Raw genomic sequence first — 20,989 nt, 5'->3', positions numbered from 1 at the left:
TGCCATGGCCGCACGTACCTGGCCCAACCTGACGAGTGCTCTGATCCGTGGCGAGGAACTCGCCACCGCGGACACCGCCTGGGCCATGGGCGAGATCATGGCGGGCAACGTCACCCCGGCGCAGATCGCCGGGTTCGCCGTGGCGCTGCGCGCCAAGGGCGAGACGCCCGCCGAGCTGGCCGGCCTGGTCGAGGCGATGCTGGCGGCGGCCACCCTGGTGGAGCTGCCGGAAAAGGTGCGCACCAGCGCTGTCGACGTGGTCGGCACCGGCGGCGACCGGGCCAACACGGTCAACATCTCGACGATGGCGGCGATCGTGACGGCCGCCGCCGGGGTGACAGTGGTGAAGCACGGCAACCGGTCGGCGTCGTCCACCACCGGCACCGCCGACCTGCTGGAGCACTTCGGCATCCCGCTGGACCTCGGCCCGGCCGGGGTGGCCCGGACCGTCGCCGAGGCCGGCATCGGGTTCTGCTTCGCGGCCCGCTACCACCCCGGCATGCGGCACGCCGCGGTGACCCGCCGCGAGCTGGGCGTTCCGACGTTCTTCAACGTGCTCGGCCCGCTGACCAACCCGGCCCGCCCGACGGCGGCCGCGGTCGGCTGCTTCGACAGGCGGATGGCGCCGGTGATGGCCGAGGTCTTCGCCCGGCGCGGCGACTCGGCGCTGGTGATGCGCGGCGAGGACGGCCTGGACGAGTTCACCACTGCCGCGCCGACCCGGATCTGGCTGGCCCGGAACGGTGCGGTGGAGGAGCTTCTGGTCGACGCGACCGAGGTGGGCCTGCCGCGGAGCGCGCCGGACGCGCTGCGCGGCGGCGACGTGGCGTTCAACGCCGACGTGGCGCACCGGACGTTCGCCGGCGAGGCCGGGGCGGTCCGGGACGCCGTGGTGCTGAACGCGGCGGCGGCCCTGGCGGCACAGAGTGGCTTCCCCGGCGACTTCAGAGACACGCTGCGGGCCGGAATCGCCCGTGCCCAGGACACGATCGACTCCGGCGCCGTGACGGCTCAGCTGGAGCGCTGGGTGGCCGCGGCCCGGGCGGCGAAAGCGGCCGAGTAAATCCTGCCGGGTGACAAAACCCGGCAACACGCCGACGCTAATGCCCGGATATGTCCGAAATGCATGACAACGTCTGAATGACATTCGGGTAATTTTGACGCTTCCACGAAGGGCTTTCCGGCGAGGGGAAGGAGAAACCCGTGCGCGAACGCGAACTCCGCTGCGCCATCTGTGACGGCGACATGCTGTTCGAGGTCCCGCCCTGCGAGGACGGCCACGACGACTGCCCCGAGCTCGTCTGCACCCGCTGCGGTGCGGCAGAGGTGGTCGCGCCGATCGTCGTACACATGTGGCTGCCGCCCACCAGCCGCAAGATAGCTCCCGAGCAACGCCGCGCGGCATGACATGACGAAAGGCCCGCACCCTCGAGGGGTGCGGGCCTTTTACGTCGTGCTCAGTGCTCGGCCGGGTGCCGGGTGCCGGTGTAGTACTCGAAGAGCAGCCCGCAGGACGAGAAGATGACGCAGATCAGGCCGAAGGCCAGCAGCCACCACATCCAGAAGACCAGGCCGAGGCCGGCGATCGCCGCGGAGAGCGCGATGCCGAACGGCCAGTAGCTGCCCGGGCTGAAGAAGCCGACCTCGCCGGCGCCCTCGGCGATCTCGCCGTCCTCCCGGTCCTCCGGGCGCAGGTCGATGCGCCGGGCGACGAACCAGAAGAAGCCGGCGCACATCGAGCAGAGCAGGCCGGAAAGGATCAGCGCCACCGTGCCGACCCACTCGACGCCGCCCTCGAAGCCGTCGCCGTTGGTGCCGGACGCGTTGCCGGTGCCGTCCGTGTAGAGGCCGTACACCAGCGCCGCGCCGAAGAGGAAGGCGGCGACGCCGGCGAAGATCTTGTATTCGGTGCGCACGTCGCCCCTACTTCCCTGCGGCTACGGTCTCGGGCTGATTCCAGCTGTGCGTCTGGCGGCGGGTGTTGAACGGCGACGTGGTCGTCGCGTACGACTCCGCACCCGTGAAGCCGATCGCAGCCATCGCCTGCTGCGTCGAGGCGCCCGTCTTCTTCGAGTCCAGGAACTGGTTGAACTTCTCCGGGGAGACGACGACCAGCTCGAAGTTCATGAAGGCGTGGTAGGTGCCGCAGAGTTCCGCGCACCGCCCGACGTAGCGGCCTTCCTTGTCCAGCGTGACCTCGAAGACGTTGCGCACGCTGCCCGGGAAGACGTCCCGCTTGAACAGCATCTCCGGCACCCAGAACGAGTGGATGACGTCCTTGCTGGTCTCCTCGAAGCGGATGCTCTGACCGACCGGCAGGACCAGGATCGGGATGACGTCCGAGGACCCGATGGTCGACGCCACCGTGTTGGCCTTCTCGCCCATGCCGTCGCGGTAGTTGAACTGCCAGTTCCACTTGAAAGCGACGACCTCGACGACCTGGTCGGGGTTCCTCGACAGCTTGTCCACGCTGGTCTGCACGATCGCGGTGTAGTAGAAGAGCACCGCGACGATGAGGACCGGCGTGACCGTGTAGAGGATCTCCATCGGCATGTTGAACCGGGTCTGCACGGGCAGCTCGTCGCCGCGCTTGCGATACCGGATCACACACCAGAAGATCAGACCCCACACGCCGAAACCGACGGCCAGTGCCGCGATCACCGACGCGATCCACAGGTCGTACATCTCGTGTGCCTGCAGGGTGATACCGCTGCTCGGCCATCCGAAGTGGCTGAACGTGTCTCCCCAGTCCTGCAGCGAACAACCCGAGAGCAGCGTCAGCAGCGTCGCACCGCCGAGACCCAGCCCGGCCGCTCGGCCTACTGCCCGCGGCCGTGTGGCCGAACTCCTTGCGCCCACCTGCTTCTGCCTCCTTAGCAGCGCCGCCGGCCCGAAAACGGACACCTGGCGGCAAGGCTCACCGACGGTCGCACACTACTCGACCAAGACCGGACTGCCCGCCACCGGGGGGCCGCAGCCGGTCGAAAGCAAAGTCCAGGGCACCGTTCTCCCTGACAACCGGACGATACCGTTCGGAGTGTGGATTACACAGGCGATCCGGCCGGGCAGCCGGTATACCTGGACGCCGCCAGCGCGGCTCCCCTCCATCCGGTGACAAAGGAGGCGCTGCTGGCAGCGCTCGCCGACGGCTGGGCCGACCCGGCGCGGCTCTACGCGGCCGGGCGGCGGGCCCAGCAACTGCACGAGGCGGCCACCGCGGTGGTCGCGGAGATTCTGGGGGTACGGGCGGACGAGGTCTCGTTCTGGCCCTCCGGCACATCGGCCGTTCAGGCGGCTGTCCTCGGTGGCCTGGCCGGACGGAAGCGGGCCGGCACCACTCTGGTCCGCTCGGCGATCGAGCATTCGGCCGTCCTGCTCTCCTGGTCGGACGTTTCCGAGGTGGGTGTGGACCGTCTCGGGCGGCTCGACCTGGATGCCTGGGGACGAGCCGTCGCGGCGCCGGGCGTCGCCCTGGCGAGCCTGATCAGCGCCAGTCACGAGGTGGGCACCGTGCAACCGGTGGCAGCCGCCGCGGAGCTCTGCGCGCAGGCGGGCGTGCCGCTGTTCGTGGATGCCGCCCAGTCGGTGGGGCGGATGCCCGTACCGTCGGGGTGGTCTCTGCTCAGCGCGAGCGCCCACAAGTGGGGCGGTCCGCCCGGCGTGGGTGTCCTGGTGGTGCGCAAGGGTGTGCGGTGGATCTCACCGCTGCCGCAAGATGATCTTTATCGCCCGCGCCCGCAGGGCGCGCTCGACCTGCCCGCGGTGGTCGCGGCCGCGGCGAGCCTGCGGGCCGTGGCGGCCGAGGCGCAGTCCGAGAGGGTACGGCTGAGCGCGCTCGTCGACCGGATCCGGGACCGGGTGGCCGCGACAGTGCCGGACGTGGAGATCGTCGGCGACCCGGTGGACCGGCTGCCGCACCTGGTCACGTTCAGCTGCCTCTACGTGGACGGCGAGGCGCTGCTGCACGCGCTGGACCGGCACGGTTTCGCGGTGTCGTCCGGCTCATCGTGCACGTCGTCCACGCTGCGGCCCAGCCACGTCCTGGAGGCGATGGGCGTGCTCAGCCACGGCAACGTCCGGGTGTCGCTGCACCGGGACACCGCGCCCGAGGAGATCGAGCGGTTCCTGGCGGTGCTGCCCGGCCTGGTGGGTGACATCCGGAAGGAGGCCGGGCTGTGATCATGCTGGACTGCCTCGGTCAGCGCTGCCCGCTACCGGTGATCAAGCTGGCCAAGGCGATCCCGGACGTGGCGATCGGCGAGATCGTCCGGGTGCTCGCGGACGACCCGGCCGCGGCCAACGACATTCCCGCCTGGTGCCGCATGAAGGGGCAGGAGTTCGTCGCCGGCCACGGCCACACGTTCGACGTCAGGAGACTGTGCTAGCCGGCTCCGCTTCGCTCCGCGGCGATTGCCTTGTAACCGGTGAGTTGGCAGGCGGTTTTCCGCCACCGCAAACCCCGCGGCGTCGGAAAACCGCGTGCCAACTCACCGGCGGCAATCGCGGTTCAGCGGCCGTTACCTAGATAAGAGACCACTTGTGGGACGGGGTCTTTGGCGAGGTAGGTGTCGACTACCAGGCGGGGGCCCAGGTAGGGCTCGTACTCCGCCTGGCGCTCCAGGACCCGGACCCAGTCGGGGATGCCCTCGTGGTCGCGGGCCGCGTACCGCGCCTCGACCCGGCGGCGGTGCTCCGCGTCGTCGCCGCAGAGCACCTCGACCACGCGCAGCGGCACGTCCATCCGGTCCGCCAGCTCCACCCAGAGCTCGCGGGCCGACTTCACCGGGTTCACCGCGTCGATGATCACGCTGTGGCCGATCCTGAGCTGCTCCTCGGCGAGCGCGGCCACCACGCCGTAGGCGGCGTAGCCGGGCCGGTGCTCCTGCACTCCGTACCGCTGGAGCGTGAAGTCGACCGTGTCGACCGCGAGCACCGCCGCGGGCAGCTCGGTGGCCACCTGCGCGGCGAGCGTGCTCTTGCCGACGCCGGGCAGACCGGCGAAGACCGCGAGAACCATGTTCTTCCTAGCCTTACTTGGGCGGGTGCGCCTTACTTGGGCAGGTGCGCAGCGATCTCGGCGGCGGCCTCGTCGCCGTACGCGGCGGCGAAGCGCTTGCTGAAGTCGGCGGCCTTGATGTCGTACTCCTGGGTGCCGACGGTCTCCAGGACCAGGGCCGCCACCAGCGAGCCGACCTGCGCCGAACGCTCCAGGCCGAGACCCCAGGAGACGCCCGCGAAGAAACCGGCACGGAAGCCGTCGCCGACACCCGTCGGGTCCTCGCCGATCACGTCCGGGACGACCGGGACGTGGATCCGCTCGATCCCCCGCCCGGTGATCTCCACGCCGTCCTTGCCGAGCGTGGTGACCCGGATCTTCACCTCGTCGAGCACCTGCTCCGAGGTGAGGCCGGCCTTGGTCTCCAGGAGCGAACGCTCGTACTCGTTCGTCATCAGGTACTCCGCGCCGCGGATCAGGCTCAGCACGTCCGAGCCGTCCATCCGGGCCAGCTGCTGCGACGGGTCGGCCACGAACGCGTAGCCCCGGGAGCGGCACTCCTGCGAGTGGCGGATCATCGCGGCCGGGTCGTTCGCGCCGACCAGCACCAGGTCGAGGCCGCCGGCCCGCTCGTTCACCGGCGCCAGCTCGATGTTGCGGGCCTCGGCCATCGCACCCGCGTAGAACGAGGCGATCTGGTTCAGGTCGTCGTCGGTGGTGCAGACGAACCGGGCGGTGTGCGCCACGTCGCTGACGTGCACCGAGTCGCAGTCCACCCCGTGCCGCTCGAGCCAGGACCGGTAGTCGGCGAAGTCGGCGCCGACCGCTCCCACCAGGATCGGGCGCAGGCCCAGCTTGCCCATCCCGAACGCGATGTTCGGCGCGACGCCGCCGCGGCGCACCACGAGATCGTCGACGAGGAAAGAGAGCGACACCTTGTGCAGCTGATCGGCGATCAGCTGGTCGGCGAACTTGCCGGGAAAGTGCATCAGATGGTCGGTGGCGATCGAGCCGGTGACGGCGATCTTCATTTCGGCCCTCGGGGTCGGGAACAGGGGCTGTTACGCCCTGAGACTACCGGCCCCTAATCGAGGACAGGCCGTCCCGCGATCGGGACGGCCTGTTCGTCGAGCTTTTTGAATCAGTGGGTCGAGCTTTTTGAATCAGTGGAACGAGTCGCCGCAGGCGCAGGAGTTCTGCGCGTTCGGGTTGTCGATCGTGAAGCCCTGAGCATCGATGCGGTCCGCGAAGTCGATCGTCGCACCCGCGAGGTACGGCGCGGACATCCGGTCCACGACGACCTCGACGCCGCCGAAGTCGTTCACGACGTCGCCGTCGAGCGAACGCTCGTCGAAGAAGAGCTGGTACCTCAGGCCGGAGCAGCCACCAGGCTGTACGGCGATGCGCAGGCGAAGGTCGTCGCGCCCTTCCTGCTCGATCAGGGCCTTGACCTTCACCGCGGCGACGTCGGTGAGGGTGACGCCGGTCGGGGCGGTCGCCTCGGTCGACTCGGTGTGCGCTTCAGTGGTCACTAGGTATCTCCCTGCCAGGTGCGGACTTGTGCCGTACAGGCCAACGCTAACCCCAATCCCCGAGATTCCCAATCCGGGTGCTCTTTAGATCACCTCGATCCGGCCACCCCGGGAACGGACTAAGGCCTGCTCCATTGGCTCGCCAGACGTGCCGCGAGTTCCCGCAGGCCGCGCGCCGGTTCGGCGAGGGCCGTCTCGACCGAGCCGAAATGCTCGACGAGCGTGTGCGTCTCGGTCACCCCGGCCGCCGCGGCCTCCCGGTGCCCGGTTTCGTTGCGCCCGGCCAGCACCACGCACGGCAGCCCCCGGTCCCGGGCGCCGGCCGCGATCCCGGCCACCACCTTCCCGCGCAGCGACTGGTGGTCGAACGACCCCTCCCCCGTGATCACCAGGTCGGCGGCGTCCAGCTCGGCGTCCAGCCCGATCAGATGGGTGACCAGGTTGATACCGGAGGTCACCCGGCCGCCGAGCGCGATCAGGGCGGCGCCCAGGCCGCCTGCCGCGCCGCCGCCGGGCTCCTCCCGCAGACCGGTACGCCCGAACGCCTTCTCCAGCACACCGGCGAAATGCTCCAGTGCGGCGTCCAGGCGCAGCACGTCCTCCCGGGAGGCGCCCTTCTGCGGGCCGAAGACGTTGCTGGCGCCGTGCAGGCCGGTCAGCGGGTTGTCGACGTCGGTCGCGGCGACCAGGCTGACCTGCCGCAGCCTCGGCTCCCCGGCCAGCCCGGCCGCGGTGATCAGCGGGGCGGCGCCGTAGGGCAGGGCGTTTCCGGACACGTCGACAGGGCCGGCCCCGAGCGCAGCGAGCATCCCGGCGCCCGCGTCGTTCACCGCGGAGCCGCCGAGCCCGACCACCACCTCGGCCGCCCCCGACTCGACCGCGGCGGTGAGCAGCAGCCCCAGTCCGTAGGAGGTCGTCACCTTGGGGTCACGTTCGGCCGTGTCCAGGAGATGCAGGCCACAGGCTTGGGCGCTCTCGACGTACGCAATGGTGCCGGTTGTGAAGATCTCGCCCCGCACCGGCCGGCCCAGCGGATCGACGGTGGCGACCGGGATGCGGCGGCCGTCCAGCGCGGTCGCCAGCACCTCCACGAAACCGGGCCCGCCGTCGGCCAGTGGGCGGCGGACAAGGACGTCATCGGGGACGGACCAGCCCTCGGCGATCGCATCGGCGACAGCGGGGGCGGAAAGGGTGCCGGCGAACTTGTCCGGACAGATCAGTACGCGCACACCGCGAGTGTGGCAGCACACCCCGTCCGGGCGCAGCCTCGGTACGGGAGCCTGTGTAACGATGAGGGACGTGACGTCGACCTGGACCGAACCTCAGAACACCCCGCTGGCCCTGCTGCTGCTCGGCCAGGGCACCGACCCGGCCAGCGAGCGGGGCGTGGACTGCCCCGGTGACCTGCCCGCACCCAGCGACCCCGGCCTGGTGGCCCGGGCCCGGGCGGCGAAGGACGCGCTCGGCTCCCGGGTGTTCGTTCTCGGTCATCACTACCAGCGTGACGAGGTGATCCAGTTCGCCGACGTCACCGGTGACTCGTTCAAGCTCGCGCAGCAGGCGGCGGCCCGTCCGGAGGCCGAGTTCATCGTCTTCTGCGGCGTGCACTTCATGGCCGAGAGCGCGGACATCCTGACCACGCCGGACCAGCGCGTGATCCTGCCGGACCTGGCGGCCGGCTGCTCGATGGCCGACATGGCCGTCCTCGGTCAGGTGGAGACCGCCTGGGAGCACTTCGAGGACCTCGGCATCACCGACCAGATCGTGCCGGTGACCTACATGAACTCGTCGGCCGACATCAAGGGCTTCGTCGGCCGTAACAAGGGCGTGGTCTGCACCTCGTCCAACGCCAAGCGCGCCCTGACCTGGTCGTTCGAGCAGGGCTCCAAGGTCTTCTTCCTGCCCGACCAGCACCTCGGCCGCAACACCGCGGTGCTGGAGATGGGCTTCGACCTGGACGACTGCGTCCTCTACGACCCGCACAAGCCCAAGGGCGGCCTGACCGACGAGCAGCTGCGCGACGCCCGGATGATCCTCTGGCGCGGGCACTGCTCGGTGCACGGCCGGTTCACCCTGGACAGCGTCCGTGAGGTGCGGGAACGGGTGCCGGGCGTGAACGTCCTGGTGCACCCGGAGTGCCGCCACGAGGTGGTCCGGGCCGCCGACTACGTCGGCTCCACCGAGTACATCATCAAGGCCCTGGAGGCCGCGCCGGCCGGTTCGGCCTGGGCGGTCGGCACCGAGCTCAATCTGGTACGGCGTCTCGCGCTCGCCCACCCGGACAAGCAGATCATGTTCCTCGACCGGGCGGTGTGTTACTGCTCCACGATGAACCGCATCGACCTGCCGCACCTCGTCTGGGCGCTCGAGGAACTGGTCGCCGGCCGGGTCCCGAACGTGATCACGGTCGACGAGAAGACCGCGCACGAGGCCCGGGTCGCCCTCGACCAGATGCTCGCCCTGCCGTAACGCTGAGTAGTCATTTGAATCCATCTCTACGATGGGTTCGTTAATGCTGCCTTAGTCAACGGCGTTTCGTACCCCTCTACCACTGGCGCGGTTGTCACTCAGCGCTATGCTTCCCCGGTTGCAGAATCGGGTACCCCCGCCCACGCTCTGCCCCCTCGTACACCGGGCGACCCATCGCCCGCCGGCTGGAGGTTACGTTGACCGACGATGTCCTGATCGTGCACGGCGGCACGCCGCTGCAGGGTCAGATCCGGGTCCGTGGCGCCAAGAATCTCGTTTCCAAGGCGATGGTCGCCGCCCTGCTGGGCGAGTCACCGAGCCATCTCTACGACGTGCCCGGCATCCGGGACGTCGAGGTCGTCCGCGGCCTCCTCGAGCTGCACGGTGTGAAGGTCACCGACGGCACCGAGGACGGCGAGCTGGTGATGGACCCCACCAACGTGGAGAGCGCCAGCACCGACGAAATCAACGTGCACGCCGGCTCCAGCCGGATCCCGATCCTGCTCTGCGGGCCGCTGCTGCACCGCCTCGGCCACGCGTTCATTCCCGACCTGGGCGGCTGCCACATCGGCCCGCGCCCGATCGACTTCCACATCCGGGCGCTGCGCGAGTTCGGCGCGGTCGTCGACAAGACCCCCGAGGGCATGCACCTGAGCGCCCCGAACGGTCTGCACGGCGCCAAGCTGGAACTGCCGTACCCGAGCGTCGGCGCCACCGAGCAGGTGCTGCTCACCGCGGTCCGCGCCGAGGGCGTCACCGAGCTGCGCAACGCCGCCATCGAGCCGGAGATCATGGACCTCATCTGCATCCTGCAGAAGATGGGCGCCATCATCACCGTGCACACCGACCGGGTCATCGAGATCCAGGGCGTGCCCAAGCTCTACGGGTACGAGCACAAGCCGATCCCGGACCGCATCGAGGCCGCCAGCTGGGCCGCCGCCGCGCTCGCCACCCGCGGCGAGATCGAGGTCGTCGGCGCCCGCCAGGCCGACATGATGACGTTCCTGAACGTCTTCCGCTCCATCGGCGGCGAGCTGAAGATCACCGACGACCGGATCGCCCGTCCCGGCGTGACCGGCGCCGAGGGCGGCATCAAGTTCTGGCACCCCGGCGGCGAGCTCAAGGCCGTCGCGCTGGAGACCGACGTGCACCCCGGCTTCATGACCGACTGGCAGCAGCCCCTGGTCGTCGCCCTGACCCAGGCCCGCGGCATCTCGATCATGCACGAGACGGTGTACGAGCAGCGGCTCGGCTACACCGAGGCGCTCAACCAGATGGGCGCGACCATCCAGGTCTACCGCGACTGCCTCGGTGGCACCCCGTGCCGCTTCGGCCGCCGCAACTTCATGCACTCCGCGGTGATCGCCGGCCCGTCCAAGCTGCACGCCGCCGACCTGCGCATCCCCGACCTGCGGGCCGGTTTCGCGCACCTGATCGCGGCGCTGGCCGCGGAAGGCACCTCGCGGGTCTACGGCGTCAACCTGATCGAACGCGGCTACGAGGACTTCGAGGCCAAGCTGGCCGCCCTCGGCGCCCACGTCGAACGCCCCTGAGCTGCATCTTCGTCACGATCAACGGCGCGGTGTGTGACACACCGCGCCGTTTGGCTACGCTGCTGACGTGTCCCCGCTGTTTCGCCGCAAGCCAGAAGACGTCGCCCCCACTCAGGTGGAAGAGGTGACGACCTCCGCCGACTCCCGGCCCAAGAGCTACACGCCCAGCAAGAAAGAGCTGGGCGTGGTCACCCCGAAGCGGACGGCCACCGGCCGCCGGGTTCAGGACAAGGCGCCGGAGAACCGCAAAGAGGCCTACAAGCAACTGCGCGAGCGGCAGCGGGCCGAGCGCGCCGAGGCGAACGCGGGCATGCGCAACGGGGACGAGCGTTACCTGCTCGCCCGTGACCGGGGGCCGGAGCGGTCGCTGGTCCGCGACATCGTCGACTCCCGGCACACCGTGGGCTCGTGGTTCATCGCCGGGGCCGTGGTGGTGCTGATCGGGTCCTCGGTGCCGAACCGCACCGTGCAGAACATCAGCACGCTGATCTGGGCGCTCCTGGCTCTGGCCGTGCTGGTGGACAGCATTCTGATCGCTCGCAAGATCAAGAGGCTGGTGCGGGAGCGGTTCCCGGAGAGTTCGCAGCGGATGGGGTCGCTCTATCTGTACGGGATCATGCGCGGGCTGACGTTCCGCCGGATGCGCATCCCCAAGGCGAAGGTCTCGTTCGGCGCCAAGATCTGATCGCCGGGTTTCGGGGCGCGCTGGTTAGCGGGGTTTCGGGCGCGCTGGTTAGCGGGGTTTCGGGCGCGCTGGTTAGCGGGGTTTCGGGCGCGCTGGCTGGGACGGTTTTGGGCGGGGGAGGCCCCACTCCGGGCGGTCAGGCTTGATCCCTGCGTGGGTCCTCCCCCGCCCAAAACCTTGCCTGCTCACTCTTGGCGAAGCGCGGAACTCTCAGCGCGCTCCGCACCCACCCTGAGCGCGGCGTCGCTGCTTGGAGCGCCATCTCGCTTGCGCCACGCGGGACAGCGCACAACCCCAGCGCGACGCTCGGCCCGGCACCACGCTCGGCCCCGGCACCACGCTCGGCCCAGCCCACGCTCGGCAGCCCACGCTCGGCCCAGCCCACGCTCGGCCCAGCCCACGCTCGGCCCAGCCCACGCTCGGCCCAGCCCACGCACGGCCCAGCCCACGCACGGCCCAGCCCACGCACGGCCCAGCCCACGCACGGCCCAGCCCACGCGCGGCATGGCGCGCACCCGAGGCGGCAGCGAAGGCTCACCTAGCGGACGGGGCCCGCGGGAAGCTTGAGGCTCAGGGGAGGCCGGCTAGGCGTAGCAGGGCTGTTGTGGTGGCTGCTGCCAGGACTACTGCTACGAAGGGGGCGCGGCGGTACGCGAGCAGGGCGCCTATCAGGACTCCGGTGGGGCGGGCCGGGCCGGTGAACTCGCTGCCCGCCATCAGGGCTGCGGTGGCGGCCAGGGCGGCCAGCAGGGCTGCGGCTGCCATCGGGAGCAGGCGTTGGAGGTTGTCGGAGAGTTCCAGGCGCTCGCGGAGCAGCACTCCGCTCAGGCGGATGGTGTAGGTGCCTATGCCGAGCGCGAGGATGGCGGCTATCAGCATCGGGTCTCCTCGGCGTCGGGAGAGACGGGAGCAGCGGCAACTGCGGGAGCAGCCGGAGCGGCGGGAGCGGGAACCGGGGGCTTGGGGTGCAGGAAGCGGGACGGGGCCGCGAGGACCAGCAAGCCCAGCAGCGCGCACAGGACGGGGAGGCCGGCGGGTAGCAGCGGGGTCAGGGCTACCGCTATCGCCGCGCCGGCCAGGGCTACCAGGCGCGTCGCGCGGTCTCGCAGGCTGGGGAGGATCAGGGCGATCAGGGCGGCGGGGAACGCGGCGTCCAGGCCCAGGGCGTCCGGGTCGCCGGTGGCGCCGCCCAGCAGGACACCGAGGACGGTGCCGATGTTCCACGTTATGAACAGCGTCGTGCCGACCAGCCAGTAGATCCGGCGGCGCCGGGCCGGGTCCGTCTCGGCCAGGGCGAACGCCACCGCCTCGTCGGTCATGATGTGGCTGCCGATCAGGCGGTCCCGCCAGCTGTTGCCGATGGTGTTCGCGATGGCCAGGCCGAACGGCAGGTGCCGGGCGTTGAGGAGCAGGCCGGCCAGCACGGCGGCGATCGGGTTGCCGGCCGCGATCAGGCCGGCCGCGAGGAATTGTGAGCCGCCGGCGAAGACGACAGTGGACATGGCGGTCGGCGCCCAGGCCGGTAGCCCGTACGCGATCGCAATGGCGCCGAACGAAGCGCCCACCGCGACCATCGCGGCACCGAGCGCGCCCACGTCCCGCAGTGTTCGTTTCACCGTACTCATGTTCGCTACGATGAACGAAAGCGAACCGTTCGTCAAACCGAACAATCCGTCCGATGGAGCGAACATGCAATTGCCGGCACCGCCGCTGGCCGTCATCGCGGCCGCCCTGCGCCGGGAACGTGACCGCGCCGGGATCTCCCTGACCGAGCTGGCCCGGCGCGCGGGACTGGCCAAGTCGACGCTCTCCCAGCTGGAGGCGGGCACCGGCAACCCGAGCATCGAGACGCTGTGGGCGCTCGGCGTCGCGCTCGGCATCCCGTTCAGCCGGCTGGTCGAGCCGCCGCCCTCACCGGTACGGGTGGTGCGGGCCGGCGACGGCCCGCGGCTGCGCTCGGAGCACGCCGAGTTCGTGGGGACGCTGCTGGCGACCGGGTCACCGAACACCCGGCGCGACATCTACGTGATCGAACTGGAGCCCGGTGAGCCACGGGAGGCCGAGGCGCACATCCCGGGCACCATCGAGCACATCGTGGTGGCGTCGGGACGGATCCGGACCGGGCCGGTCGAGGAGCCGGTCGAGGTGGGACCCGGGGACTACGTGACGTTCCCGGGAGACGTGCCGCACCGGTACGAGGCCCTGGAACCCGCCTGGGCAGTGCTGATCATGGAACATCGGTAGACGTGTAGAGCCGGGCCACCACGTCCTCGATGTCCGGCTCCAGCACCGACAGGTCACGTACACCGACAGCCGACACCAGCGCAGCCACGGCGGCGCCCGCGCTCGCCGACTCCAGGGCGAACGTGGCCCGGTGCCGGCCCGCCTCGACCGCCGTCAGGATCGCGCCGGGGAGCGAGAAGCCCTCAGGCAGTGGCCGTTCCAGATCAGCGACGAGACTGCGGCGGGACCCGTACCGCGCGTGCAGCGCCTCGATCGTCCCGTCGTGCACCACCCGCCCGTGGTCGATCACCACGAGCCGCTCGCACAGCCGCTCGATGTCGGCGAGATCGTGCGTGGTGAGCACGAGTGTCACGTCCCCGCTCGCGCCCAGGTCGGCGAGGAACGCCCGGACGGCCTGCTTGCTCACCACGTCGAGCCCGATCGTCGGCTCGTCCAGGAACAGCACCTCCGGGCCGTGCAGCAGGGCCGCCGTCAGCTCGCCGCGCATCCGCTGGCCGAGCGACAACTGCCGTACCGGGGTGTCCAGGAACTCGTCCAGATCGAGGAGCGAACGGCAGCGACGCAGCCGGGCCGCGTGCTCGTCGGCCGGCACCCGGTAGATGTGCCGCAGCATCCCGAACGACTCGCGCAGCGGCAGGTCCCACCAGAGCTGGGAGCGCTGCCCGAAGACGACGCCGATCCGCAGCGCCAGCCGGGTGCGCTGCGGCACCGGCGCCAGCCCGCAGACCGACACCTCGCCGGAGGACGGCATCAGCACGCCGGTCAGCATCTTGAGCGTGGTCGATTTCCCGGCGCCGTTCGGGCCGATGTAGCCGACCATCTCCCCACGGTCGATGTGGAGACTGATCCCGTCGACAGCGGGGACGACCCGTTTCGTCCGGCGGAGTCGGCCCGCTTTGACCCGTACGGTGAAATCTTTTTTCAGATCTTGCATTTTGATCATGAGCCGGTGCTCCGATAGTGGCGGATGCCGGTGCGCCAGACCCCGGCGGCGATGATCACCGCGGGGAGCGCCACCAGCGGCGAGAGATAGCCGGCCAGGGCCGGCAGACCCAGCGGATCGGTCCGGCCGAGCAGCGCCAGCGCCGGCTGATAGGCGACGAAGGCGAAGCCCAGCGTGTACGCGAAAAGGCCGCGGAACCACGGGCCATAAACCGTGATCGGGTACGAGGTGAAATCCCGCCCGCCGTAGGTGAAGGCGGCCCCGATCTCGCCGGAGTCGACCCACCAGAACGCCATCGTCGCACTGATCACGAAGATCGAGCCGAAGAAGGCGGCCGCGGCCAGCGGGGTGACGGCGACGAGCGCGATCCGGGCCGGCGTCCAGTCGATGTCGTTGATCGCGAGCGCCCCGCCGAGCACGACGAACCCGAAGACCACCCGCAGCGCCTTACGCAGCGGCAGGTCCATCAGCAACAGTTGCGGCAGGGCGGGCAGCGGCCGGACCAGCACCGCGTCGAGCGTCCCGGCCCGCACATAGACCTTGAGCCGGTCCACGTTGCCGACCAGCATGTCCGCGAGGGCGAAGCCGGCCGAACTGAGCCCCACCGTGAGCACCGCCTCGGCCAGCGTGAAGCCGCCCACCTGCGGCGCCGCCCGGAACAGCACCAGCACCGTGAGCACGTCGAAGACCGTGGCGCCCATGTTGCCGAGCAGCTCGACCAGGAACGAGGTGCGATACATCAGCACCGAGCGGGCCTGCGCGCCGAACAGGGCACGGTAGGCGCGCAGCTCACCCACCCTGGACCACCAGCTTGCGCTCCGCGCGCCGCTGCACGAACGCGGCCAGCGCGAGAACGAGCACTGCCCAGTACGCCTGCACGACGACCAGCCCGGCCTGCAGCAGCGGACCGTCCCGCTCGGCGATCACGTCGAGCGGCGCCTGCAGCAGGCTCGGCAGCGGCGTGCCCAGCCAGAGCGCGACGGTGAACCAGTCCGGGAGCAGCCGCAACGGGAAGTAGAGACCGCCCAGCACACCGGAACCCAGCGTCCAGAGCGTGATCGGGCCACGGGCGTCCTGCAGCCAGTAGGCGGTCGCATTGACGACATAACGACAGCCGAAGCAGATCACCACTGCCAGGATCACGGAGAGCAGGAAAAGCGGAACTGTCTGCCACCGCGACGGCAGGTGCAGTGGGAAGAAGAGCGCGCCGGCCACCAGCGGCGGGCCGAACCGGGTGAGCATCGCATGCGACGCCCGGCCCAGGTCAGCGGCGAGATAACTGGTCACCGGGGAGACCGGACGTAACAGGTCGGCTGCGATGTCGCCGCTGCGGATCCGCTCGGAGAGCTCGTTCCAGCCCCAGATGCCGATCACCGCGAGTAACCCCTGCCCTACCCAGACATAGGTCGCGAGCTGCGCCGGGTCGTATCCCCCCGGTCGCTGCCCGGCCACCCCCTCCGCCAGAGCCAGCAGCACGTAGCAGCGCAGGAAGCCGAAGACGATGTTCGTGAACGATCCGGCTATGGTGGCTTGCCGGTAGGTGGAGTACCTCCGGAAACCCGACCCGACAAGCACACCGAAAGTAGTGGCCGAGCTGCGGAACGGACCGATTCGAGAGATCGTCAGCACGCTGGCGTCCATCCGGCTCACGCCGTTAATCTCCTTTCGAAAACCCCCCGCAGTGGAGCCGGGCGACTCTAACCCGGTCCCCGGCCGCCCACGGCACGATTTTTGGACAAGGTGGAGTACGCCGTGACGGAGAGTCGCCAACTGCCGGGCCGCCCGATGGCCGCCCGATGAACGGTTGGAGCTCCCGGCCGGGGCCGGACAGCTGGGACGACGAACCGGCGTGGGTCTACGAGATCACCTGGGAGTGGGCGCCGCTTCCCGGACAGCGCTATCCGGGTGATCCGGGGCGCCGGAAGGCCGTGCACACACCGGTCTACGAGGCGTCACAGGGCAGCTCGGCGCCGGCCAGTGGGGTGCCGGCCAGTGGGGTGCCCGTCAGTGGTGTCCCGGCCAGTGGTGTCCCGATGAGCGGGATGCCCGTCAGCGGGGTGCCGGTCAGCGGGGTGCCGACCAGTGCGGCGCCGGTCAGCCCCGGTGCTGACGGGCGTGGGCGGGGGCGTGCCACGGTGGGGCCGGCGCCGGTTCCGGCGCCTACGTGGCCCGCGGATGCGCGGGGTCCTCGGGAGGAGCCCTCGTGGAACCGTCCCGCTCGCATGCAGGACCGGTTTACCGAGGATTGGTCTCGGCGGGCTTCCGAGGGGCCTTCTGGGGGGCCTTCGCAGGGGCCTTCCGGGGTGTCTTCTCAGGGGCCCTCTCATGGGCCTTCTCATGGGCCTTCTCATGGGCCTTCCGGGGGGCCGGAGCAGCGGCGCGGGGGGCCGGTTTACGGGCAGCCCGGGATGGCTCAGGGGCCTGGGCAGCACGCTCAGCACGGTGGTCCGGGGCAGCATGCTCCCGGACAACATGCTCCCGGACAGCATGCTCCTGGGCAGCATGCGGCTGGGCAGCGTGGGGGCGGTCAGGGTTCGCAGGGGCCTGGGCAGCCGGGTCACTATGGTTCCGCGCGTCCGGCCGAGGGTGGGCCGTGGGGGCGCGGGCCGATGCCGCCTGGCCCGATGCCGTCTGGCCCGATGTCGCCTGCTCCGATGCCGCCTGGTCCGATGCCGCCTGCTCCGATGCCGCCGCAGGGGGCGGGTCGGGGGCCGGTGCCGCCGCACGGGGGTGGTCAGGTGCCGCCGCAGCACGGTGGGAGGCCTGTTCCGCCGCAGCACGCGGGTGGGCCGGTTCCGCCGCATTCGGATGGCCGGCATGGCCAGGGTCCGCAGGGTCGGTTCGCCGGGCCCGTGCCGCCCGGTGCTCCGGCCGGTCCCATGTCGTCGGGTGCGCCGGCCGGGCCTGTGCCGCCCGCGGGTTATGGCCGGCCGCCGCAGGAGCCCGGCTACCGCGATCCCGGTCTTCCCAACCGTCGTCCCGCATCGGATCAGCGCGCCCCGTGGCCCGCACCCATGCCGGACCAGCACGGCCGCCCCATGTCCGACCAGCACGGTCGCCCCATGCCGGACCAGCACGGTCGTCCTTTGCCCGACCAGCACGGTCGCCCCATGCCGGACCAGCAGGGTCGTCCGGTGCCCGGGCCGGTGTCGCCGTCGGGTCCTACCTATGGCAGCGCGCGGCCCGCGCCGCCTGAGGCTTTCCCGGCGTACTCCGATGACCGCCGCACGGGTCGTGACGGCCGGACGCCGGAAGCGCCGTTTGATCTGCGGCCGGTGCCTCAGGAGAGGAACGCGCCCACCCCGTCGCGTCCGGCTGCGCAGCCGACACGGATGACTCCGCCGCAGCCGGCCATGCCGCCTGCGGCGGTGTACCCGCCCACGCAGCCCCCGACGTCCGGAGGCGGCGCGCCGGGAGTCGCCGCGGGCTACCCGGGTGCGGGTCACGGCGGCGCAGCACCGGTGCAGCCGGTGTCCGGGCCCGCCGTGCAGCCGGTTTCCGGGCCTTTCGGGCACGGTGTGGTTCCGGTTGTGCCGGGGCCTGTCTCGCCGCCCGCGAACGCCGAGCCGGTCTACGGGGCCAGCGACGTCGCGCCGGGCTTCGGGTCCAGCGATATCGGGCCGGGCTCCGGGTCCAGCGACATCGGGCCGGTCTCGGTGGTGGGCGAGGAGCGCACTCAGCCGATCGAGGTGCGCCGGGCGGACCTGGCCGGCTCGGCGGTGGCGCCTGAGCGCGACTTCGAGCACACCCAGGTGATCGACACGCGGCGGGCCGGGGCGCACGCCGCGCCCTACGAGGAAACCGCCGAGACGCCCGTCGCGCCGGCGGTGGGACCACGGCCTGCGGCGCACGCCCGGCCCGAGGAGCCCGCCCGCGCCGAGACACCGGTGGAGATCCCGGAGCCGGAGGAACCGCACGGGCTGGGCTGGCTGCTGTCGATGAGTGGGCTCGGGGCTACCACGCCGGTGCCCGAGGCCGAGGTCGAGCCGGCGGAGGCAGAGGCGGAGGCGGTTACCGAGGTACGGCCTCAGGGCTGGTTCGCGCCTGCGCTCGAGACCACCGAAGAGGTCGCGGAAGAGGTCGCGGAAGAGGCCACCGCAGAGCCGGTCGCTGAGGAAGTCGCCGCCGAACAGCCGGTCGCTGAGGAACTGGCCGCTGACGAGCCGGTCTCTGACGAGCCGGTCTCTGACGAGCCGGTCCTTGACGAGCCGGTCTCTGACGAGCCGGTCGCCGAGGAACTGGCCGCTGACGAGCTGGTCCCTGACGAGCCGGTGCTTGACGAGCCGGTGCTTGACGAGCCGGTGCTTGACGAGCCGGTGGCTGAAGAACTGGTCGTCGAAGAGCTTGCCGTCGACGAGCCGCTGATCGTCGAGTCGACAACCGCCGAGCCGTCAGCTGTCGAGATCGCGGCTGTCGAGGCGGACGTTGACGAAGTTCCTGCCGATGACGCGGACTCTGATGAGCCGGATCTGGAAACAGCGGTCGCCGAGATCCTCACTGAGGAACCACTCCCCCAAGAAGCCGCGGAGGAGCCGGTCGCTCAGGAAGCGATTGATGAAGAGACCGTCGCTGACGAGCCGCTCGCTGAAGAGGTCCATGAGGTCGAGCTCCTGCCGGCCGAGGAACCCGTCAGTGAGACGCTGCCTGAGGCTGAGGCTGAGGCTGAGGCTGAGGACGAGGACGAGCTGGGCTATGACAAGCCCTTCGCTGACTTCCAGTCGTTCGGCGGGCAGGCCATCGCGGAGGAACCGGTCACCGAACTGATCGCGGAACCCGCCACCGAACTGATCGCCGAGCCGGTCACCGAACTCATCGTGGAGCCGGTCACCGAGCTGATCGTGGAACCGGTCACCGAGCTGATCGTGGAACCTCCCACCGAACTCATCGTGGAACCTCCTACCGCGCTGATCGAGGAACCCGCCGCGGAGGAGCCGGCCACCGTCGTCATCGCCACCTCGCTGGCCGGGACGCTCTCCGACGAGGAGACCGCCCCGCTCGACGCCCTGATCACGGTGACGATCGAGGAGACCGCGCCCACCGCGGACGGATCAGAAACGGACACAGCCGAGCCGGAAACGGCCGAGCCGGACACCACCGAACCGATCCAGCTGGAGACGGACGCCTCGGATCTGGACGACGCACCGCCGGCGGAAACCACTCCTTTGGCTTCCCCGCTGCCCGTTAACGATCAGACAGCCTCGCTTGCTGCCGGTGAGCCTGCTCCCTCCGTACCCAAAGTGCGGCAGCGCCGCGACCAGCGAGCCGGCGCCGAACGACGGCGGGCCGACCCCGAGCAGATCCTTGCTTCCTTCCCCTGGACCTTCGACCCGCAGACGCTGCGTGAGCAGGTCGACGAGCCGGAGCGGCTGTGGGATCTGATCGATCGGCTCACCGACCGGCTGGAGTTCGCCGAGCGTGACAACGTCCGGGCCGGGCTGCTGAGCCTGCGTGCGGTGGTCTCGCGCGTCCTCGGTGAGCTGGACGATGCTCTCGCCGATGGGCGGGAGGCGCTGCGGCACGCTGAGGCCAGCGGGGAGTTGCGACCGGTTTCGATCGCGCAGGCCCGGCTCGCGCAGGTGTTGCAGTGGCGGGGTGAGTTCGCTGAGGCGGACCGTCTCTACGCGCAGGCGGATTCGGTCGAGCTGCCGTCGCGGGTGCGGGCTGAGATCTTGGAGCTCGCCGGACGGTCGGCGTTCGAGCAGGGGCGGTTCCTGGAGGCGGTGAACCACTTCGAGCGCGCCCTCGACGTGCGGCAGGGCGGTGATCCGGACCTGGTGGAGCGGATCGAGCTGGCCCTCGATACGATCACCCAGAAAACCAACGCCACCCACTGGGGTCCCTATCCGCGGACCCGCGACGAGCTGCTCGGCCTGCCCGCGGCGCCGACGCCGCTGCCCGACGAGGGCACCGGCCTCTGGGGGTACGCGGCAGCTGTCGAACCGCGCTACGCCGAGGTGCAGCCGTTCGCCGAGGGGGTGGCGTGGGTGCGCCGTCCGGAAACTCCCGCCTGGGAGCTGATCGACCCGTCCGGCGCCGTCGTGATCAGCGCGGACGAGGGCTACCTCGGGGCCGGACCGTTCGCCGAAGGCCTGGCCTGGGTGTCCCGGGAGCCGGAGGGTGGCTGGTTCGCGGTGAACCGGCAGGGTCACACCGTGGTGCCCGGCGACTTCGAGGACGCCCGGCCGTTCCGGCGCGGGATGGCGCTGATCCGGCAGGGCGGCGTCTGGGGCGCGATCGACCGCACCGGCCGGGTCGCGGTGCCACCGCACTGGCCGGCGTTCGCGACCTCGCTGCACGTGGGCGGCGAGATCGACGGCTTCACCGGCGAAGGGCTGGCGGTGGTCGACGCGGGCGGTCGCTTCGGTGTGCTGGATCGGACCGGGAAACTGGTGATCGAGCCCACGTGGGCGGCCGTGGTGATCCACCCGTCGGCGTTCCTGGTTCGTGACGCCGCAGGTCACTGGGGTGCGCTGAGCCGCACGGGCGAGCCGCTGACCGAGATGACGCACCCGGACCGGGCGGCGGCCGCGGCGGCGATCGACGACGAGGCGCGTCCGGTGCTGTAGA

Annotated in this window: 21 protein-coding genes; 9 read left to right on the top strand and 12 right to left on the bottom strand. The window is 70.7% G+C overall.

Features of this window, described 5'->3' with window-relative positions; all coding sequences use genetic code 11:
- Positions 1 to 4 precede the first annotated feature (4 nt).
- Positions 5 to 1,063, top strand: a complete 1,059-nt coding sequence (trpD, locus tag AB0F72_RS21305; protein WP_360433868.1) for an anthranilate phosphoribosyltransferase — start codon at positions 5 to 7, stop codon at positions 1,061 to 1,063.
- Between the two features lie 140 nt (positions 1,064 to 1,203).
- A complete protein-coding gene (locus AB0F72_RS21300; RefSeq protein ID WP_014441534.1) occupies positions 1,204 to 1,407 on the top strand; it encodes a hypothetical protein in 204 nt (67 codons plus the stop codon).
- Positions 1,408 to 1,457: 50 nt separating this feature from the next.
- On the opposite strand, the gene AB0F72_RS21295 is transcribed toward AB0F72_RS21300, so the two are convergent.
- Both AB0F72_RS21295 and coxB read right to left on the bottom strand, forming a co-directional pair.
- Positions 1,458 to 1,916, bottom strand: coding sequence for a cytochrome c oxidase subunit 4 (locus AB0F72_RS21295; RefSeq protein ID WP_360433864.1), 459 nt, complete (start codon positions 1,914 to 1,916; stop codon positions 1,458 to 1,460).
- 7 nt (positions 1,917 to 1,923) lie between these two features.
- The gene (gene coxB, locus AB0F72_RS21290) at positions 1,924 to 2,859 is read right to left on the bottom strand and encodes a cytochrome c oxidase subunit II (protein WP_360433862.1); all 936 of its coding nucleotides are present in this window, start codon (positions 2,857 to 2,859) and stop codon (positions 1,924 to 1,926) included.
- A gap of 180 nt (positions 2,860 to 3,039) precedes the next feature.
- On the opposite strand from coxB, the gene AB0F72_RS21285 reads away from it, so the two are divergent.
- On the top strand, positions 3,040 to 4,179 hold the full coding sequence (locus AB0F72_RS21285) for an aminotransferase class V-fold PLP-dependent enzyme (protein WP_360433859.1): 1,140 nt from the start codon (positions 3,040 to 3,042) through the stop codon (positions 4,177 to 4,179).
- A 2-nt stretch (positions 4,180 to 4,181) separates the two neighbouring features.
- A complete protein-coding gene (locus AB0F72_RS21280) occupies positions 4,182 to 4,385 on the top strand; it encodes a sulfurtransferase TusA family protein (RefSeq protein ID WP_360433935.1) in 204 nt (67 codons plus the stop codon).
- A gap of 122 nt (positions 4,386 to 4,507) precedes the next feature.
- Here AB0F72_RS21280 and AB0F72_RS21275 read toward each other — a convergent pair whose 3' ends face one another.
- The 4 genes from AB0F72_RS21275 to AB0F72_RS21260 form a co-directional block, all read right to left on the bottom strand.
- Positions 4,508 to 5,017 carry an ATP-binding protein gene (locus AB0F72_RS21275; RefSeq protein WP_360433856.1) on the bottom strand — a complete coding sequence of 170 codons (510 nt, stop codon included), beginning with the start codon at positions 5,015 to 5,017 and terminating at the stop codon, positions 4,508 to 4,510.
- A gap of 32 nt (positions 5,018 to 5,049) precedes the next feature.
- Complete coding sequence (locus AB0F72_RS21270) at positions 5,050 to 6,027, bottom strand: carbohydrate kinase family protein (protein WP_360433853.1); 978 nt, start codon at positions 6,025 to 6,027, stop codon at positions 5,050 to 5,052.
- Positions 6,028 to 6,159: 132 nt separating this feature from the next.
- Positions 6,160 to 6,528: an iron-sulfur cluster insertion protein ErpA gene (gene erpA / locus AB0F72_RS21265; protein ID WP_014441527.1), complete on the bottom strand. Its 369-nt coding sequence runs from the start codon at positions 6,526 to 6,528 to the stop codon at positions 6,160 to 6,162.
- A gap of 119 nt (positions 6,529 to 6,647) precedes the next feature.
- Positions 6,648 to 7,757, bottom strand: a complete 1,110-nt coding sequence (locus AB0F72_RS21260) for a glycerate kinase (RefSeq protein WP_360433849.1) — start codon at positions 7,755 to 7,757, stop codon at positions 6,648 to 6,650.
- 70 nt (positions 7,758 to 7,827) lie between these two features.
- Here AB0F72_RS21260 and nadA point away from each other — a divergent pair, with 70 nt between their 5' ends.
- The 3 genes from nadA (at position 7,828) to AB0F72_RS21245 (ending at position 11,235) form a co-directional block, all read left to right on the top strand.
- Positions 7,828 to 8,997: a quinolinate synthase NadA gene (gene nadA, locus AB0F72_RS21255; protein WP_360433846.1), complete on the top strand. Its 1,170-nt coding sequence runs from the start codon at positions 7,828 to 7,830 to the stop codon at positions 8,995 to 8,997.
- A gap of 197 nt (positions 8,998 to 9,194) precedes the next feature.
- Positions 9,195 to 10,550, top strand: a complete 1,356-nt coding sequence (murA, locus tag AB0F72_RS21250) for a UDP-N-acetylglucosamine 1-carboxyvinyltransferase (protein WP_360433843.1) — start codon at positions 9,195 to 9,197, stop codon at positions 10,548 to 10,550.
- A 67-nt stretch (positions 10,551 to 10,617) separates the two neighbouring features.
- Positions 10,618 to 11,235: a DUF3043 domain-containing protein gene (locus tag AB0F72_RS21245; RefSeq protein ID WP_360433840.1), complete on the top strand. Its 618-nt coding sequence runs from the start codon at positions 10,618 to 10,620 to the stop codon at positions 11,233 to 11,235.
- A gap of 570 nt (positions 11,236 to 11,805) precedes the next feature.
- On the opposite strand, the gene AB0F72_RS21240 is transcribed toward AB0F72_RS21245, so the two are convergent.
- Together AB0F72_RS21240 and AB0F72_RS21235 are read right to left on the bottom strand one after the other, a co-directional pair.
- Positions 11,806 to 12,114 (bottom strand): AzlD domain-containing protein, encoded by a 309-nt coding sequence (locus tag AB0F72_RS21240; RefSeq protein ID WP_360433837.1) that lies wholly within the window; start codon positions 12,112 to 12,114, stop codon positions 11,806 to 11,808.
- Positions 12,108 to 12,860, bottom strand: coding sequence for an AzlC family ABC transporter permease (locus tag AB0F72_RS21235; protein ID WP_360433834.1), 753 nt, complete (start codon positions 12,858 to 12,860; stop codon positions 12,108 to 12,110). Before AB0F72_RS21235 ends, AB0F72_RS21240 begins: the two co-directional genes overlap by 7 nt.
- A gap of 64 nt (positions 12,861 to 12,924) precedes the next feature.
- On the opposite strand from AB0F72_RS21235, the gene AB0F72_RS21230 reads away from it, so the two are divergent.
- A complete protein-coding gene (locus AB0F72_RS21230; RefSeq protein ID WP_360433831.1) occupies positions 12,925 to 13,479 on the top strand; it encodes an XRE family transcriptional regulator in 555 nt (184 codons plus the stop codon).
- Here AB0F72_RS21230 and AB0F72_RS21225 read toward each other — a convergent pair.
- The 4 genes from AB0F72_RS21225 to AB0F72_RS21210 all read right to left on the bottom strand — a co-directional run bounded on the left by AB0F72_RS21225 (position 13,463) and on the right by AB0F72_RS21210 (position 16,556).
- Positions 13,463 to 14,422: an ATP-binding cassette domain-containing protein gene (locus AB0F72_RS21225; protein ID WP_360433828.1), complete on the bottom strand. Its 960-nt coding sequence runs from the start codon at positions 14,420 to 14,422 to the stop codon at positions 13,463 to 13,465. The genes AB0F72_RS21230 and AB0F72_RS21225 overlap by 17 nt on opposite strands.
- Entirely contained in the window at positions 14,419 to 15,219 is an 801-nt protein-coding gene (locus AB0F72_RS21220) for an ABC-2 family transporter protein (RefSeq protein ID WP_360433825.1), read from the bottom strand. Before AB0F72_RS21220 ends, AB0F72_RS21225 begins: the two co-directional genes overlap by 4 nt.
- Positions 15,212 to 16,063, bottom strand: coding sequence for an ABC-2 family transporter protein (locus AB0F72_RS21215; RefSeq protein WP_360433932.1), 852 nt, complete (start codon positions 16,061 to 16,063; stop codon positions 15,212 to 15,214). Before AB0F72_RS21215 ends, AB0F72_RS21220 begins: the two co-directional genes overlap by 8 nt.
- A 301-nt stretch (positions 16,064 to 16,364) precedes the next feature.
- Positions 16,365 to 16,556, bottom strand: coding sequence for a hypothetical protein (locus tag AB0F72_RS21210; protein WP_360433822.1), 192 nt, complete (start codon positions 16,554 to 16,556; stop codon positions 16,365 to 16,367).
- A gap of 1,396 nt (positions 16,557 to 17,952) precedes the next feature.
- Between AB0F72_RS21210 and AB0F72_RS21205 the strand changes: the two genes are divergently transcribed.
- A complete protein-coding gene (locus AB0F72_RS21205) occupies positions 17,953 to 20,988 on the top strand; it encodes a WG repeat-containing protein (protein WP_360433819.1) in 3,036 nt (1,011 codons plus the stop codon).
- Position 20,989 lies beyond the last annotated feature (1 nt).

The sequence above is a fragment of the Actinoplanes sp. NPDC023936 genome, from assembly GCF_040639325.1.
Classification (GTDB): Bacteria; Actinomycetota; Actinomycetes; order Mycobacteriales; family Micromonosporaceae; genus Actinoplanes.
This window is presented reverse-complemented; position numbering and strand designations above follow the sequence as displayed.

What these genes read in the sequence shown, in the direction of transcription:
- trpD (WP_360433868.1), top strand. Translation starts at nt 5, where the DNA reads ATGGCCGCACGTACCTGGCCCAACCTGACGAGTGCTCTGATCCGTGGC.
- AB0F72_RS21280 (WP_360433935.1), top strand. Translation starts at nt 4,182, where the DNA reads ATGCTGGACTGCCTCGGTCAGCGCTGCCCGCTACCGGTGATCAAGCTG.
- AB0F72_RS21275 (WP_360433856.1), bottom strand. Translation starts at nt 5,017, where the DNA reads ATGGTTCTCGCGGTCTTCGCCGGTCTGCCCGGCGTCGGCAAGAGCACG.
- AB0F72_RS21235 (WP_360433834.1), bottom strand. Translation starts at nt 12,860, where the DNA reads ATGAGTACGGTGAAACGAACACTGCGGGACGTGGGCGCGCTCGGTGCC.
- AB0F72_RS21225 (WP_360433828.1), bottom strand. Translation starts at nt 14,422, where the DNA reads ATGATCAAAATGCAAGATCTGAAAAAAGATTTCACCGTACGGGTCAAA.
- AB0F72_RS21270 (WP_360433853.1), bottom strand. Translation starts at nt 6,027, where the DNA reads ATGAAGATCGCCGTCACCGGCTCGATCGCCACCGACCATCTGATGCAC.
- AB0F72_RS21215 (WP_360433932.1), bottom strand. Translation starts at nt 16,063, where the DNA reads ATGGACGCCAGCGTGCTGACGATCTCTCGAATCGGTCCGTTCCGCAGC.
- AB0F72_RS21240 (WP_360433837.1), bottom strand. Translation starts at nt 12,114, where the DNA reads ATGCTGATAGCCGCCATCCTCGCGCTCGGCATAGGCACCTACACCATC.
- AB0F72_RS21230 (WP_360433831.1), top strand. Translation starts at nt 12,925, where the DNA reads ATGCAATTGCCGGCACCGCCGCTGGCCGTCATCGCGGCCGCCCTGCGC.